The sequence below is a fragment of the Pseudomonas sp. 32_A genome (assembly GCF_017490905.1).
GTDB classification, from domain to species: Bacteria; Pseudomonadota; Gammaproteobacteria; order Pseudomonadales; family Pseudomonadaceae; genus Aquipseudomonas; species Aquipseudomonas inefficax.
Window position 1 is genome coordinate 69,860 of record NZ_JAFGYI010000022.1, and the last position, 15,009, is coordinate 84,868.

At 66.3% G+C, this 15,009-nt stretch carries 12 protein-coding genes; 4 read left to right on the forward strand and 8 right to left on the reverse strand.

Annotated features, from left to right (window positions below):
* The first annotated feature begins 12 nt into the window (after positions 1-12).
* Entirely contained in the window at positions 13-1,134 is a 1,122-nt protein-coding gene (locus tag J5M58_RS15295; RefSeq protein WP_207878628.1) for a cupin-like domain-containing protein, read from the forward strand.
* A gap of 141 nt (positions 1,135-1,275) precedes the next feature.
* On the opposite strand, the gene J5M58_RS15300 is transcribed toward J5M58_RS15295, so the two are convergent.
* From J5M58_RS15300 to J5M58_RS15335, 8 genes are all read right to left on the reverse strand, one after another.
* Positions 1,276-2,667: an aspartate aminotransferase family protein gene (locus J5M58_RS15300; RefSeq protein ID WP_207878630.1), complete on the reverse strand. Its 1,392-nt coding sequence runs from the start codon at positions 2,665-2,667 to the stop codon at positions 1,276-1,278.
* Between the two features lie 217 nt (positions 2,668-2,884).
* Entirely contained in the window at positions 2,885-4,207 is a 1,323-nt protein-coding gene (locus J5M58_RS15305) for an ATP-binding protein (protein ID WP_112253006.1), read from the reverse strand.
* Positions 4,204-4,887 carry a response regulator transcription factor gene (locus J5M58_RS15310; RefSeq protein WP_015271116.1) on the reverse strand — a complete coding sequence of 228 codons (684 nt, stop codon included), beginning with the start codon at positions 4,885-4,887 and terminating at the stop codon, positions 4,204-4,206. Before J5M58_RS15310 ends, J5M58_RS15305 begins: the two co-directional genes overlap by 4 nt.
* Positions 4,888-4,973: 86 nt before the next feature.
* Positions 4,974-5,546 carry an NTP transferase domain-containing protein gene (locus J5M58_RS15315; RefSeq protein ID WP_112253007.1) on the reverse strand — a complete coding sequence of 191 codons (573 nt, stop codon included), beginning with the start codon at positions 5,544-5,546 and terminating at the stop codon, positions 4,974-4,976.
* The gene (locus tag J5M58_RS15320; protein WP_112253008.1) at positions 5,543-6,514 is read right to left on the reverse strand and encodes an XdhC family protein; all 972 of its coding nucleotides are present in this window, start codon (positions 6,512-6,514) and stop codon (positions 5,543-5,545) included. Before J5M58_RS15320 ends, J5M58_RS15315 begins: the two co-directional genes overlap by 4 nt.
* Positions 6,515-6,517: 3 nt before the next feature.
* Positions 6,518-7,729 (reverse strand): cytochrome c, encoded by a 1,212-nt coding sequence (locus tag J5M58_RS15325; protein ID WP_112253009.1) that lies wholly within the window; start codon positions 7,727-7,729, stop codon positions 6,518-6,520.
* Positions 7,730-7,731: 2 nt separating this feature from the next.
* The gene (locus J5M58_RS15330) at positions 7,732-8,268 is read right to left on the reverse strand and encodes a (2Fe-2S)-binding protein (RefSeq protein WP_207878632.1); all 537 of its coding nucleotides are present in this window, start codon (positions 8,266-8,268) and stop codon (positions 7,732-7,734) included.
* The gene (locus J5M58_RS15335; RefSeq protein WP_207878634.1) at positions 8,261-11,092 is read right to left on the reverse strand and encodes a xanthine dehydrogenase family protein molybdopterin-binding subunit; all 2,832 of its coding nucleotides are present in this window, start codon (positions 11,090-11,092) and stop codon (positions 8,261-8,263) included. Before J5M58_RS15335 ends, J5M58_RS15330 begins: the two co-directional genes overlap by 8 nt.
* A gap of 324 nt (positions 11,093-11,416) precedes the next feature.
* On the opposite strand from J5M58_RS15335, the gene dsbD reads away from it, so the two are divergent.
* Genes dsbD through dsbG form a run of 3 tightly spaced genes read left to right on the forward strand, consistent with a single transcriptional unit; the run spans position 11,417 to position 14,728 of the window.
* Positions 11,417-13,132: a protein-disulfide reductase DsbD gene (gene dsbD / locus J5M58_RS15340; protein WP_112253010.1), complete on the forward strand. Its 1,716-nt coding sequence runs from the start codon at positions 11,417-11,419 to the stop codon at positions 13,130-13,132.
* Positions 13,132-13,968 carry a TlpA disulfide reductase family protein gene (locus tag J5M58_RS15345; protein WP_112253011.1) on the forward strand — a complete coding sequence of 279 codons (837 nt, stop codon included), beginning with the start codon at positions 13,132-13,134 and terminating at the stop codon, positions 13,966-13,968. The genes dsbD and J5M58_RS15345 overlap by 1 nt, the downstream gene beginning before the upstream one ends.
* A gap of 1 nt (position 13,969) precedes the next feature.
* Positions 13,970-14,728, forward strand: coding sequence for a thiol:disulfide interchange protein DsbG (gene dsbG, locus J5M58_RS15350; RefSeq protein ID WP_112253012.1), 759 nt, complete (start codon positions 13,970-13,972; stop codon positions 14,726-14,728).
* The last annotated feature ends 281 nt before the right edge of the window (positions 14,729-15,009 follow it).

The window sequence follows — 15,009 nt, forward strand, 5'->3', positions numbered from 1 at the left end:
CAGAGGCATACCGTGGACCTTCAGAGCATCCTCAGCAAACTGTTCGCCAACGCCCATGCCGTCGGCATCGAAGGCGTTTTCCAGTTCGTCTTCAGCCAGGACCTGGCCTTCTGGTCGGAGGTGCGCGACAGCAGCCGCACCGGTGCCGGCCGGCACAGCGCCCCGGACGTCACCATCGAGGTGACCGAGCGTGACTTCATCGGCATCATGGGCGGCACCGCCAACGTCGAAGAACTGTTCGCCAGCGCCCGCCTGAAGATCAGCGGCAACATGGGCCTGGCCACCCTGCTGCCGCAGATCATCAGCAACGCCCGCCGCGGTGCGCCGGCGACCAAGGTGTCGATGAACCAACGCTACCCGACACCGGCACGCTTCAGCGAACGGGTGTCGGCCGCGCAACCGGCACAGCGCGAGGTGGCATGCATTGCCCGCACCGACCTGTCGCTGGCGCGCTTCCAGAGCGAATACCTGAAGCACGGGACGCCGGTGGTCATCAGTGATGCCCTGCAGGACTGGCCGCTGTTCACCATGGGCCGCGAAGCTTCGCTGGAACATTTCGCCGAACTGCAGGGCATCACCCGCCACGGCGACTACGTGAAGAAGACCTTCTCCACCGACCGTGACTTCCGTTCCACCTCCATGGCCGACTTCATCGCCTCGCTCGACACCCCTGCCAAACCCGGCGAAACCCCGGCCTACATGGGCAACAACATCGTGCCGGAAAAGCTGCTGACGCTGATTCGCTACCCGCAGTACTTCGCCCGCGAGAAGTTCATTGCGCCGCGCATCTGGATCGGCCCCAAGGGCACCCTGACGCCACTGCACCGCGACGACACCGACAACCTGTTCGCGCAGGTATGGGGGCAGAAATCGTTCATCCTCGCCGCGCCGCACCATCGCCCAGCCCTGGGCACCTGGTCGACCAGCCCGAAGGGCGGCCTGGACGGCTGCGACTTCAACCCCGATGCCCCGGACTTCCAGCGTTTCCCGGCGGCGCGCGAAGTGCTTTTCCTGCGCGTGGTGCTGCAGGCCGGTGACCTGCTGTTCCTGCCCGAAGGGTGGTTTCACCAGGTGGAGTCTGTGACCACCTCGCTGTCGGTGAACTTCTGGGTGAATTCCGGGCGCGGCTGGTAGTCGGGATTGCCAGGGGGCGCTGCGCGGCCCTATCGCCGGCAAGCCAGCTCCCACAGGTACAACGCAAGCCTTCAGGTCGGCGCGGTCCCTGTGGGAGCCGGCTTGCCGGCGATAGGGCCGCGCAGCGGCCCCGGCAACCGATCAGACCGCTGCGATCAACGCCTCAGCAAACCGCTGCGCGACCTCATCGATCTGCTCGCCACTGATGATCAACGGCGGCAGGAAGCGCACCACCGCCCCATACCGCCCACCGAGCTCCAGGATCAGCCCGCGCTTGAGGCACTCGCGCTGCACCTTCGCCGCCAGCTCGCGGTTGGCCGCCGGATGCCCAAGCGCATCCCGCTGCCCCTGCGGTTCCACCAGCTCTACCCCGAGCATCAGCCCCCGCCCGCGAACATCACCCAACTGCGGATAATCCCGCTGCAACTGCTGCAGGTGCTGGCGCAGGCGCTGCCCCATGACCTCGGCATGCTCGGCCAGGCGATGCTCGACCAGGTAATCGATCACCGCCGAACCCGCCGCCATGGCCATCTGGTTGCCACGGAAAGTGCCGGCGTGGGCGCCCGGTTTCCAGGTATCCAGCCAGTCGCGGTACACCACCACCGCAAGCGGCAGGCTGCCGCCAATGGCCTTGGACAGGGTGACCACGTCCGGGACGATGCCGGCATGCTCGAAAGCGAACATGCGCCCGGTGCGGGCAAACCCGCTCTGGATCTCATCGACGATCAACGCCACACCGGCCTGCTCGGTGATACGGCGTACACCCTTGAGCCACTCGATATCGGCCGGGATGACCCCGCCCTCACCCTGCACCACCTCGAGGATCACCGCCGCCGGCAGCGGCACGCCGCTTTCCGGGTCGAGCAGCAGGGTTTCCAGGTAATGCAGGTTGGTCCTGACCCCGGCTTCGCCGCCCAAGCCGAACGGGCAACGATAGTCGTAGGGGTACGGCATGAACTGCACACCATTGCCGAGCAAGGCCCCCAGCGGTTGCTTCGGCCCATGGCTGCCCATAAGGCTCAGCGCCCCCTGGCTCATGCCGTGGTAGGCGCCATGGAAGGCCAGCACGGTGCTGCGGCCGGTTGCAGTGCGCACCAGCTTCAGCGCTGCCTCCACCGCATCGGTACCGGTCGGGCCGCAGAACTGGACCTTGGCTTCACGGCGCAACGCCTCTGGCAGCACACCGAACAAGTCCTGGACGAAGCGGTCCTTGACCGGCGTGGTCAGGTCCAGGGTGTGCAGCGGCAGCTCATCGGCCAGTACCCGCTGGATCGCCTCGACCACCACCGGGTGGTTGTGGCCCAGCGCCAGGGTGCCGGCGCCGGCCAGGCAGTCGATGAACTGGCGGCCTTCGACATCTTCCACATGGATGCCGCGGGCGCGCTTGAGCGCCAGCGGGATGCGGCGCGGGTAGCTGCGGGCGTTGGATTCCTGTTGTTGCTGGCGTTGCAGCAAGGGTGAATCGGTGAACTCGTACAAGGCACGCGGCGCGCTGGCCGGCGGGACCTGGGCAAGGCAGGAAGCGGTGGGCATGGGTGAATCCTCGCAAGCAAGCGAAAGTGCGGGTGTTCGTCGCTTGGGAAACGCTTGAGTGCGGGGAGGATTTAGCGGTTGCCATGGGATTTTTGAAAACAGGCCCGGCCTCTTCGCGGGTAAACCCGCTCCCACAGGGTTGCCACAGATTTCAGGGATGATGCAGTACCTGTGGGAGCGGGTTTACCCGCGAAGAGGCCGGCGCAGGCGATAAACATCAATGCGCCGAGCGCGCCGGCACTTGCAACAACACCCGCAACCCATCACTGCGGCTGTCGAACTTCAGGCTACCGGCACAACGCTGCACGATCGCCTGCACGATCGCCAGCCCCAGCCCGCATCCACCACTCTGCCCGTTACGCCAGAAGCGCTCGGTCAGGTGCTCCAGGTCCGCCTCGGCAATCCCCGGCCCATGGTCGCGCACCATGAAGCCCACCTGGCCGTCAGCCATCTGCACCTCAAGCTCCACCGCCTCGTCGCCGCCATGGCGCAAGGCGTTGTCCAGCAGGTTGCGCAGCGCCGCCACCGCCAGCGGGGCGGGCATGCCCAGGTAGATCTGCGTAGCGGCTTCAGGCAAGCGCAGCACGATGCGCCGGTTGTCACCACCGCCGGCATCCTGCACCGCCTGCCGGGCCACCTGCTCGGCGCTGCACTGCACGCCATCCTCGAACGACAGGCTGCCCTCCACCCGCGCCAGCATCAACAACTGCTCCAGCGTGCGGTGCATGCGGTCGGCCCCCTGCTCGGCATGCTCCAGCGCCTGCTCACGTACGGCGCCATCGGTCATCCGCGCCACCTGCAGGTGGGTCTTGATCGCCGTCAGCGGGCTGCGCAGTTCATGCGCGGCATCGTCGGTCAGGCGCCGCTCACGCTCGATGGTCTGGGCAATGCGCAGGAACAGCTGGTTCTGGGTTTCCAGCAACGGTTGCAGTTCGCTGGGCATGCCCGCCACCTGCAGCGGCTCGACGCTGTCCGCGCGCCGGCGGCGCAGGGCATCGCGCATGCGGTTGAGCGGCTCCAGGCCCTTGCCCAGGCCGATCCACAACAACCCCAGGCTGCCAAGCAGGGCCATCAACACCGGCGCCGAGGCTGCCAGCAGGATCGACTGGTTCAGCGCCTCGCGCTCCATGTGCCGGTCGGCGGTGGTGATGCGAACATCGCCATGGTTGTAGGTGAAGGTGCGCCACAGCGCGTCGTCGATGGTCTGGTCGCGGAAACCGCTGCGTTCATCGTCCATGACGCCATCGTGCTTGTGGTTGCTGGCGAGAATCTCGCCGCGCAGCGAGCTGACCTGGCAGGCCATGCCGTCCGGCACGCTGAACTGATCGGCGGAAAAGTGCGCCTCGCCGCCCTTGGCAGTCAGCGGCTGCGGCAACTGGTCGATCAACCCGGCGACCATGCGCGCCGAGGCCACCAGGCGCTGGTCGAGCGAGAACATCATCTGCTGGCGCAGGTCGCGCAGCATCCACGCGGCGGCGAGCGCCCAGATGATCACGAAGGCGCTGCCCAGGATCAGGCTCAGGCGTACCCGCAGGCTCATGATGCGGCCTGCTCCGGCGCCTGCGCCGGGCCAAGGCGGTAACCCAGGCCGCGCACGGTCTCGACGATGCCGTTGCCCAGCTTGCGCCGCAGATGGTGGATATGCACGTTCAGCGCATTGCTCTCGACTTCGTCGCTGAAGCCGTACACGCAATCCTTGAGCTGCTCGCTGGACAGTACACGCCCGGGGTTCTGCAACAGCGCCTGGAGCAATGCCTGTTCACGCCGGGACAGGTCGACCGGCTGGCCGGCCAGGGTTGCCTCGCAGCTGCTCGGGTCATAGCGCAGTGGGCCGTGCTCGATCACATTCACCGCCCGCCCGGCCACCCGCCGCAGCAGGGTGTGCAGGCGTGCGGCCAGCTCGCGCAGGTCAAACGGCTTGAGCAAATAATCGTCGGCGCCGGCCTGCAGGCCATCGACCCGATCGGTAACCGCATCACGGGCAGTGAGCACCAGCACTGGCAGCGTCTCGCCTTTCTCGCGCAGGCGGCGCAACAGCTTCAGGCCGTCTTCGTCGGGCAGGCCAAGGTCGAGGATCATCACATCGAACTGCGCCGCCTGCAGCATCGCCCGTGCATCGGCGGCGTTGCCCACACGGTCCACGGTCAGGCCCTGGGCGGTAAGGCCGGCGCAGATGCCGGCGGCGATCAGGTCGTCGTCCTCACAGAGCAGAACGTGCATGGCGGGGCTCCCGGAATGGTGTGGCTGGCATTGCACCTTGGGCGGATTAAGGGGGGATTATGGACCTTTTTGTTGGGTGGGGGTGTTCACCTTGACCCTTTCAACGCCTGCGGCGTATCTACATCCAGCAGCACCCCCGCATCCTCCACCTCAACCACCACACAACAATCCCGCTGCGCCCGCACCACCGCCCGCGCCCCTTCATCCCCGGCAAGCTGCCCCAGCGCCGGCCAGAAGTCGCGCCCGAAAATCACCGGATGCCCCTGCTTCCCCGCATGGCCCGGCAGCACGATGGTCGAGGCGGTGGCCGCCTCGGCCAGCCGACGCAAGGTTGCCGCTTCGATCCAAGGCATATCACCCAGCAAGATCGCCACCGCCTGCGCCTGGCTATCACCCAACGACCTGGCACCGGCAGCCAGGCTATGCCCCATCCCCGACGCCGCATCCGGGCTGACGACCACCCGGCAATCGCCAGGCAAGGCAAAATCCTCGCCCCACTCGCCCGCGCGCAACACCACGCGCACATCATCGAATACCGCCCGAGCCCGCTCCACGCTATGGGCCAGCAGGCTGCGACCATCAGCCAACGTCGCCCGGCGCTTGTCGGCACCAAAACGCCGGCCGCTCCCTGCCGCCAGCACCAGCGCAACCACGCTCACAGCGCCGCCCTCTCGATGCCATTGCGCACCCGCAGAATATCGGCCAGCACCGCCAAAGCGATCTCGGCCGGGGTCTTGCTGCCCAGGTTGAGGCCGATGGGGGCGTGGATGCGGCCCAGTTCGACGTCACCCAGGCCACCGATCCGCCGCAGGCGTTCACGGCGCTTGTCGGAGGTCGCCCGGGAACCCATCACACCGATATAGAACGCCTCGGTGCGCACCGCTTCGAGCATCGCCAGGTCATCGATCTTCGGGTCGTGGGTCAGCGCCACCACGGCAGTGTCGGCATGGCAACCGCCATGGGCGATGAACTCTGATGGCAGCTCGCGGCGCACTTCGATGCCATCCAGCCGCACGCCGTCGAGCACTTCGTCACGCGGCTCGCAGAGGATGACTTCGAAGCCCATGCCCTTGCCGAACTCGGCACAGAAGTGCGCGACGCTGGAGTAGCCGGCCAGCAGCAGACGCTGGGCTGCCCCCACACGCAAGCGTACACAGGCACCTTCACGCTCCACACGCGGCCCCTGGCTGTGGTCATTGACAAGCAGGCGCCGGCCCTCGGGCAGGCTCACTTCACGCAGCACACGGCGCTGGCCCTGCAATGCGCTTTCCAGCTCACGCAGGTGCGCCTGCACATCGCATTCGGCCGAAAGGTTTTCCACCAGCACTTCCAGCACGCCGCCACACGGCAGGCGAATACTCGAACGCGAGTCGCTGCCATCGCCGTAACGCACGATGGCCACCGGTTCGGGAAACGCTCCCCGCCCCACGCGCTCGAGAAAGTCGTCTTCAACGCAGCCACCGGACAGCGAACCCAGCCACTGCCCGCTGGCGTTCACCGCCAGCAGCGAGCCCGGCGCACGGGGCGCCGAGCCATAGGTGGCGAGCACCGTGCACAACCACACCCTCTGGCCGCCGCGCGACCACTGCAACGCCTGGCGGACCACCTGTAGATCGAGATGCTGCACCCTTTACTCCGCCTTCAGCTCGGCGAGCTGCTGTACGCTCAGGTCACCGGGCAATCCACCCCAGGCCTGGCGCAGGTAGTTGACCATATCCGCCACCTGCTGGTCATCGAGCTTGTCGGCAAAGCCCGGCATCGGCTGCATGCGCTCGAAGCCGGTGAACTGCTGCTCACGGATGCCTTCGAGGACCACCTTGACCAGGTTGCGCGAGTCGGCCTGGCGCAGCACCGTGTTGCCGCGCATGGCCACGGCGATGTGCGGCTTGCCCTCGCCGTCCACCCCATGGCAGCCCGCGCAGACATTCAGGTATTGCTGGCGGCCGCGCTTGGCGCTGTCGCTCATCTGCTCCAGCGCCACCGCCTGGATGGTCTTGGCCGGCGGTGGCTGGTCGCCCAGCAGGTAGGTGGCCATGGCCGCCAGGTCGGCATCCTCCAGGTGCTGGGTGCTGTGGTGCACCACCGGGAACATTTCGTTGAACATGCTGCCCTGGGCGCTGATGCCATGCTTGAGGAAGGTGGTCAGGTCCGGCTGGGTCCAGCCGCGCTCGGCGAGGTCCTGGGCCAGCAGGCTCGGGGCCAGGTAGCCACCCAGCAGGCCGCCGCTCAGGCGCTGGTCTTGCTGCAACGCACCGATCGGGTTGCGCGGGGTATGGCACTCGCCGCAATGGCCCATGACTTCGACCATGTACTGCCCACGCTGCCAGGCCGGGCTTTTGCCCTCGGTCGGCTGCAGTTGAACGCTTTTACCGTACAGCATGTTCCAGCCGCTCAGCCCCTGGCGCACGTTGAACGGAAAGCGCAACGCAGTCTGCGGTGCCGGGCGGTTGATTGGCGGCACGGTCATCAGGTAGGCGAGGATCGCGTCCGAATCTTCGCGCTTGATCAGGTGGTACGAGGTGTACGGCATCGCCGGGTAGAGGTTGGCGCCGTCCTTGCGCTTGCCCTCGGTTACCGCGGCAAAGAATTCGTCGGCGCTGTAGTTGCCGATGCCGTACTGCTTGTCCGGGGTGATGTTGCTGCCGTAAATGGTGCCGAACGGCGAATGGATCGGCAGGCCGCCGGCGTACGGCGCGCCGCCTTCGGCGGTGTGGCAGGCCATGCAGTCGGCCGCGCGGGCCAGGTATTCACCGCGCTTGACCTGCGCCTGGTCGGCTGCCTGGGCAAGCGAGGTAATGGCAAGGCCGAGAGCCAGCGCCAGTGCGCTACGAACAAGACCCATGCTCAACCCTCCTTGACCAGGCCGAGGTCGTTGAGCACCGTGCGAGTAGCGTCGTAGTAACGCACGTAGCCAGTGCAACGGCAGATGTGGTGGCCCAGGCTCGCCTCGATGCGGTCTTCCACCTCGCTCTTCTTCAGCGGCTGGCGCTGGGCGGTTTCCACCAGCACCGTGGCGGCATTGACGAAGCCCGGCGCGCAGTAGCTGCACTGGAAGGCGAACAGGTCGACGAACTTCTGCTGGATTGGGTTCAGCGTCAGGTTGCCGGCCTCGTCCTGTCTGGCATGGCCCTCGATGGTGCGGACCTTCTTGCCCTCGAAGTAATGCGCGCCGGTAATGCAGGTGCGCACCTCCTCGCTGGTGCCGTCAGCGTTGTCGACGATCACCACACAGGCGTGGCAGATACCCTGGCCGCAGCCCAGGCGCGAGCCGGTGAGGTTCTGGTGTTCGTGCAGGTAGTCGATCATCGCCAGGTCATCGGGGACCTCGACCGGGCCGACCGGTTGACCGTTGAGGGTCAGTTGCAGTGGGCGGTTAGCCATTGAGGGCCTCCTTGATACGGGCTGGGGTGATGGGGAGATCGCGAACGCGCTTGCCGATGGCATGCGCGACGGCATTGCCGATGGCACCGACGACCGGAATCATCACCACCTCGGCGATGCCCTTGGACGGGTCGGTCGGTGACAGCGGCGGGAGGATTTCGCTGGTCTGCTGCCACACCGCCACATCGCGCGCGTGCGGCAGGCGGTAGCGGTTGAAGTTCCAGTCGCCCTCCCCGGGCCCGCCCTCGTACAACGGCATTTCTTCGGTCAAGGCATGGCCGATGCCCATGGCGATACCGCCTTCGAGCTGGCCCTTGACCAGCTCCGGCACCAGCACCCGACCGCACTCGACCCAGCTGTGATGGTTGAGCACCTGCACTTCGTGAGTGCCCTTGTTCACCTTGACTTCGACAATGGTCGCCACCGGGCTGTAGTAGGTGACCATGGCGTTGTTCAGCTGGGTGTCGGGGTAGGCGGCGTTCTGCCGGTCGAGCAGGTGGTAGCCGTGGCTGCTCATCTGCGCCTTCTTGGCGTTCACCGCGCCATCGCCATATTTCACCGCTAGCGCGTCGAGGGGGAAGCGCTCGCGCACGCCGTCGATGACGAAGTCGGCCTCGGCCCAGCTCCAGCGGTTGAAGCCGTGCACGCTGACGCCGGTGACCAGGCCCATGTCATGGGCCTTCTGGGCCAGCTGGGCAAACGGGATCGGTGACAGGCCGTTGCCGGTCAGCTCGCCGTTGACCCATACCGCGTTCTCGCGACGCACCACCAGCGGGTTGGCCTGGCCGCCGTAAGGGCCTTGGCTCCAGATGGCCATGGCCGCCGGCCACAGACCGTGGTTGAACAGCACGCGTGCCGCTTCGCGGGTGGCATGGCTGAAATAGAACGCCGAGTTGGTCGCCGACGATGGTGAAGCGAGCTTGCCGACCCAACGCGGGTTGCGCAGCGCGGCATCCTGCTCGGGCTGGCTGATCAGGTACGGGTTGCCGCTGGTGGTCAGCTGCAGCTCCGGCCATTCGGTGACCGCGGTCTTCACCTCGTCGGCAGAGCGACCGAGGAAATCGCTGACCACCAGGGCCTGGGAGGTGGACATGCCGGTTCCCAGCTCGGTGCCGATGTGACGCAGGCTGATGCGCCCGTCGCGGCTGAACTCGATGCTGGCCATCGGAGCTTCGGAGCCGGTGCCGAAGTCTTTCTGGCAGATGGCAAAGCCCACGCCATACCAGTGGTCCGGGTCCTTGGCATCCATCTGCTGCTTGCGCGCGTCGCGGTTGCGCCACCAGTCGTGCACGGCGGCCTTGTCGAGAATCTCGTACAGGCGCAGCGCGCCGGCCGGGACCGCGCCCTGGGTGTTCTTCATGCCCGACTTCAGCGCGTTGGCGCGGCGCAGGTCGATGGCATCGACGCCCAGGCGCCCGGCGATCTCATCCACCATCATTTCGGTAGCGGCCATGGTCTGCAGGGTGCCGTAGCCACGCATGGAGCCGGCCTCGACGCCCCGGGAATGATAGGCAGTGACCGACAGGTCGTTCTGCGGCATGTAGTAGATCGACTGGGCCGCCGTGGCGCCCACCGCTGCCACCGACGGGCTGTAGTTGATACGCCCGCCGCCGTCGCAGCTCATGTCGGCGCGGAAGATCTTGAAGCTGTTGTCCTTCTTGTCCACCGCCAACTGGTAGCGGATATCGAAGGCATGGCGCTTGATGCCGCTCTGGAACTGCTCATAGCGGTCGTTGGCCAGGCGGATCGGTACACCGGCGCCATACAACGCGGCCACGGCGGCGTAAAAGACGAAGATGTTGTTGTCTTTCGAGCCGTAGCCCACGGTATAGCCCGGGTGCATGTTCAGCGTGTTCAGGGCGAAGCGCGACGGCTTGATCATGTGCACGCATTCCTGCGCCACTTCGAACGGGCACTGGGTCGCGACCACGAAATGCAGCGTACCGCTGGCCGGGTCGTACCAACCGTTGCCGTTGTCCGGCTCCAGTGCGGCCGGCTCGATGGACGGCGTCTTGTAGCGCTCGTCGAACACCAGCCAGTCCTCGGGCGGGTTGTCCAGCTGCTCGGCCATGCGCTTGGCGTAGAACAGGCCCTGCTCGGTCAGGTCGCCATGCTGGTTGGGCTGCTTCGACCACACCGGCTTGCGGTTGAGGATGGTGGGGAACAGCATGGAATTCTTCAGGCTGGAGAATTCATCATCGTCGAACGGCGTGGCACCGCCCACGCGCACGAAGCGGAAGCTGCCGTAGGGGTCGCGCTGGTACAGCGGCGCCTGGGCGCCATAGCGGATCGCCTGGTCGTTGAACTGCAGCTTGCGCTTGGCCTGGCGGAAGCGCTCGAAGTCGTGCCAGATCAGGATTGCCACCGGGTGGCCGATGAACATCGGCACCTTGCCGGGCGGCAGCAGCGGGTCGGGCGAGTGGGCCTCGGGCCAGGCGATGCCGTCCCGCTCCAGGTCGGCAGCGGTGACGATGCGGTCCGGTTGCAGGTCGGTGCCAAGCAGGCTGAGGTCATGGCCGGCATAGATACGGTCGGCCTTGGTCGCCTTGAGCAGCAGCGCATGGCCCTGCTGCGCGGGCCAGCCGGGCATGTCCTTGGCACGGATGTCGCGGGCGAACACCTTGTCGCCGCACACCTTGGACAAGGCATCGTTACGAAAACGCGCCTTGCCGTCATGGTTCATCCACTTCTGCGGCGAGGTGGTGACGCGTTCCTCCATCAGCGCGGCGAACGCCTGGCTGCCGAGCGGCGCCATGGTCACGCCGACACCAGCTATCAGGCCGCCTTGCAGGAAGGCGCGCCGGGAAATATCACGGTTGGACATGCTTGATCCTCTGGGCAGCAGGGGGTCTGCCCTTTTTTTGATTCTGGTACTAGCTCGCAAAAGCTGACCTGTGCGTCAACTTTACAGCAATTGTAGTGGCGCAGGCAAAGTCAAGCAGACAATATGTCGCGACATATCTGGGATGTGGGGGGAATTTGGCTGTGCCTGGTAGGAGTTCGTCGGGGGGCTCTCCCACGCGCAGACAATTCCACGGCATACACCTCCAAGCCCTGATGCGCCCCCCTGACCAAAAACCAGAGTTAACCTTGGGTTAATCGACCCAAGCCAGCATGACCCCCTTCAACGTACTGCCAAGGCGAAGACATGCGCGTCCTCCTGCTCTTCCTGACACTGCTGCTGGCCGGCCCGTTGCAGGCCAACCCGTTCGATGTCAAACCGGACTTCCTGCCGGTCAACCAGGCCTTCGTGCTTACCCATGACCGCCAGGCCGATGGCCAGATGCGCCTGTTCTTCCAGATCCAGCCTGGCTACTACCTGTATCAGAAGCGCCTGAAGTTCGACGGCCTGCCTGCCGCACAGCACCCGCAACTGCCAGCTGCCCTCAACCACCACGACGAGTTCTTCGGCGACAGTGCGGTTTACCGCGACCAACTCGAACTGCTACTCCCGGCCGATGCCCAGGGCCAGCTGCGCCTGGGCTGGCAGGGCTGTGCCGACGCCGGCCTGTGCTACCCGCCGCAAACCACGCTGATCGACCTGGGCGGCAGTGTGCCGCCGGCGGCCGAACAAGCCAGTGACCAGGCCCTGGCCAGCGGTCTGCAAAAGGGGCACCTGGCCTGGAGCCTGCTGGCGTTCTTCGGCCTGGGCCTGTTGCTGGCTTTTACCCCCTGCTCGCTGCCGATGCTGCCGATCCTCGCCGGGCTGGTACTGGGCAATGGCGCCAGTGCCCGGCGCGGCTGGATATTGGCCGGGGTGTATGTACTGAGCATGGCCCTGGTGTATGCCGCCCTGGGCGTGGTCGCCGCGCTGCTGGGTGCCAGCCTGCAGGCCTGGCTGCAGCAACCCTGGCTGCTGGCCAGCCTGGCGGGGCTGTTCGTGTTGCTGGCCCTGCCGATGTTCGGTGCCTTCGAGTTGCAATTGCCCGCCGCCTTGCGCGATCGCCTCGACCGTGCCGGGCAAGGCACCCGTGGCGGCAACCTGTATGGCGCCGCGCTGCTGGGCGCGCTGTCCGGCCTGCTGATGGGGCCGTGCATGACCGCGCCGTTGGCCGGCGCACTGCTGTACATCGCCCAGAGCGGCGACGTGCTGCAGGGGGGGCTGGTGTTGTTCAGCCTCGGCCTGGGCATGGGCGTGCCGCTGCTGTTGCTGGTTACCCTGGGCAACCGCTACCTGCCCCGCCCGGGTGCCTGGATGAACCGGGTCAAGGGCGTGTTCGGCTTCGTGTTCCTGGGCATGGCGCTATACACCTTGCGCGGGCTGCTGCCTGCAGCACTGTTGCTGGCCATGAGCGGTGCCTTGCTGATCGCCCTGGCCTGGGCTGCCTGGCCAGCCCTGCAGCGGTTGCCGGCGTTGCGCGCCTTGCCACTGCTGGGTGCCCTGTGGGGTGGCCTGCTGCTGGTGGGTGCAGCGGCCGGTGGCGACGACCTCTGGCAGCCGCTGCGCCCATTCGCCGCTGGCGGTACTGCGCCAACCACCGGCCAGCAGGCCGAGGACGCCTTTGTCACCGTCAGCCGCCCGGAAGACCTGCAACGCGAACTGGATGCGGCCAAGGCCCGTGGCCAGTGGGTGATGCTCGACTACTATGCCGATTGGTGCGTGTCGTGCAAGGTCATGGAAAAACAGGTGTTCGCCCGCAGCGACGTGCAGGCCGGCCTGGCCGGTGTGCACCTGCTGCGCCTGGACGTGACCGCCGACACCCCGGCCAGCCAGGCCCTGCTGCAGCGCTACCAGGTACCTGGCCCGCCCAGCATCATCTGGGTCGGCCCGGAAGGCGACGAACGCCGCGCACGGCGCATCACCGGTGAAGTGGATTCAGCCGCCTTCCTGCAACACTGGACCCAGACCAGGAGCCAAGGCTGATGCTGACCGTAACCCTCGGGCCGCTGACCATGGCCCTGAACCACCTGCTGATGCTCACCGCCCTGGTGATCGCCAGCATGGTCGGCTGGTGGGTCGCCCGGCGTGGCGGCGAGAGCCCGGAATCGGCATTGTTCAACCTGTTCCTGATCGGCCTGCTGTGCGCACGCGCCGGCTTCGTGCTGGCCTATTGGCCGATGTACCAGGACGACCCGCTGCAGGTCATCGACATCCGTGATGGTGGTTTCCTGTTCTGGTCGGGCATTGCCGGCATCGTGCTCGGCGCCTTGTGGCAGGGCTGGCGCCATCCGGGTCTGCGCCGACCGCTGGGCTGGGCGCTGTTCAGCGGCGCGCTGTTCTGGGGCCTGGCCAGCCTCGGCGGCCACCTGTACAGCAAGGGCACCGAACTGCCCGACTTGAGCCTGCGCAAGGCCAACGGCCAATCCGTAGCGTTGCACAGCTACCGCGGCAAGCCGCTGGTCATCAATATCTGGGCCACCTGGTGCCCACCCTGCCGACGCGAAATGCCGGTGCTGCAACAGGCGCAAAGCACCTACCCGCATGTGACCTTCCTGTTCGTCAACCAGGGCGAGACCCCGGAAAACGTCAGCACCTTCCTCGCCACCACCGGCCTGAGCCTGACCCACGTGCTGTTCGACGGCACCGGCCTGCTGGCCCAGCGCGTCGGCTCCATGGCACTGCCTACCACCCTGTTCTACGACGCCGACGGGCGCCTGGTCGGCAGCCATCTGGGCGAGCTGTCCAAGGCCAGCCTGCGCCACGCCCTGGAGCCTTTCGACCGGGCCACCGCGCCCGCCCCTGCCGCACAAGGAAACTGACATGCGACTGACTGCACTGCTGCCCCTGTCCCTGGCCCTGCTGGCTAGCCCCACCCTGCAGGCCGAAGAGCTGCCCAAGGCAATTCAACAACTGCAAGCCAAGGGCGCCGTGATCAAAGGCAGCTTCGACGCCCCCAACGGCCTGCGCGGGTATGCCGCCGAGTATCAGAATAACGGCCTGGCGCTGTACCTCACCCCTGACGGCAAGCACGTACTGGTCGGCAGCCTGTTCGACGAACAGGGCAAGGACCTCAGTGCCGAGCCGCTGAAAAAGCTGGTGTATGCGCCGATGAGCAAGGAAATCTGGGCCAAGATGGAAAAAACCGCCTGGATCGCCGACGGCAAGGACGATGCACCGCGCAAGGTGTACCTGTTCAGCGACCCCAACTGCCCCTACTGCAACATGTTCTGGGAGCAGGCGCGGCCGTGGGTGGAGTCGGGCAAGGTGCAGTTGCGCCATATCATGGTCGGCATCATCCGCGAGGATAGCCCGGGCAAGTCGGCGGCGCTGTTGGCGGCGAAAGACCCGGCCAAGGCACTGCATGAGCATGAAAAAGCGGGCAAGGCCAGCAAGTTGAAGGCACTGGAGCAGGTGCCGGAGGCGGTGCAGCAGAAGCTGGCGGCGAACATGGCGCTGATGGAAGAGATGGGTTTGCAGGCGACCCCGGCGATCTTCTATCAGGATGACCAGGGCAACCTGCAGAGCCAGCAAGGCGCACCGCGGCCGGAGTTGCTTGGGAAGATTCTCGGCAAGCGCTGATGTGAAATCGCCGGGGCTGCCTTGCCGCCCATTCGCAGCACAAGGCTGCTCCTACAAGTAGTGCACCTGCCATGAAGGCGGTGGCGGCCCTGTGGGAGCGGGCAAGCCCGCGAAGACTCAACGCGGTGTATGGCACCGGCTGCGCCGGTGTTCGCGGGCATGCCCGCTCCCACAGGTCCTGCGCCAAACCTCGAGAACAACGCCGTATCTGTAGGAGCGGCCTTGTGTCCCGAAAGGGCCGCATAGCGGCCCCAGCAATTTCAACTTTTGTGCGCCAATCC

Bases quoted from the DNA above. Each gene is read 5' to 3' on its own strand.
- J5M58_RS15310 (WP_015271116.1), bottom strand. From the start codon at position 4,887: ATGCACGTTCTGCTCTGTGAGGACGACGACCTGATCGCCGCCGGCATC.
- J5M58_RS15345 (WP_112253011.1), top strand. From the start codon at position 13,132: ATGCTGACCGTAACCCTCGGGCCGCTGACCATGGCCCTGAACCACCTG.
- J5M58_RS15335 (WP_207878634.1), bottom strand. From the start codon at position 11,092: ATGTCCAACCGTGATATTTCCCGGCGCGCCTTCCTGCAAGGCGGCCTG.
- J5M58_RS15330 (WP_207878632.1), bottom strand. From the start codon at position 8,268: ATGGCTAACCGCCCACTGCAACTGACCCTCAACGGTCAACCGGTCGGC.
- J5M58_RS15325 (WP_112253009.1), bottom strand. From the start codon at position 7,729: ATGGGTCTTGTTCGTAGCGCACTGGCGCTGGCTCTCGGCCTTGCCATT.
- dsbG (WP_112253012.1), top strand. From the start codon at position 13,970: ATGCGACTGACTGCACTGCTGCCCCTGTCCCTGGCCCTGCTGGCTAGC.
- J5M58_RS15300 (WP_207878630.1), bottom strand. From the start codon at position 2,667: ATGCCCACCGCTTCCTGCCTTGCCCAGGTCCCGCCGGCCAGCGCGCCG.
- dsbD (WP_112253010.1), top strand. From the start codon at position 11,417: ATGCGCGTCCTCCTGCTCTTCCTGACACTGCTGCTGGCCGGCCCGTTG.
- J5M58_RS15305 (WP_112253006.1), bottom strand. From the start codon at position 4,207: ATGAGCCTGCGGGTACGCCTGAGCCTGATCCTGGGCAGCGCCTTCGTG.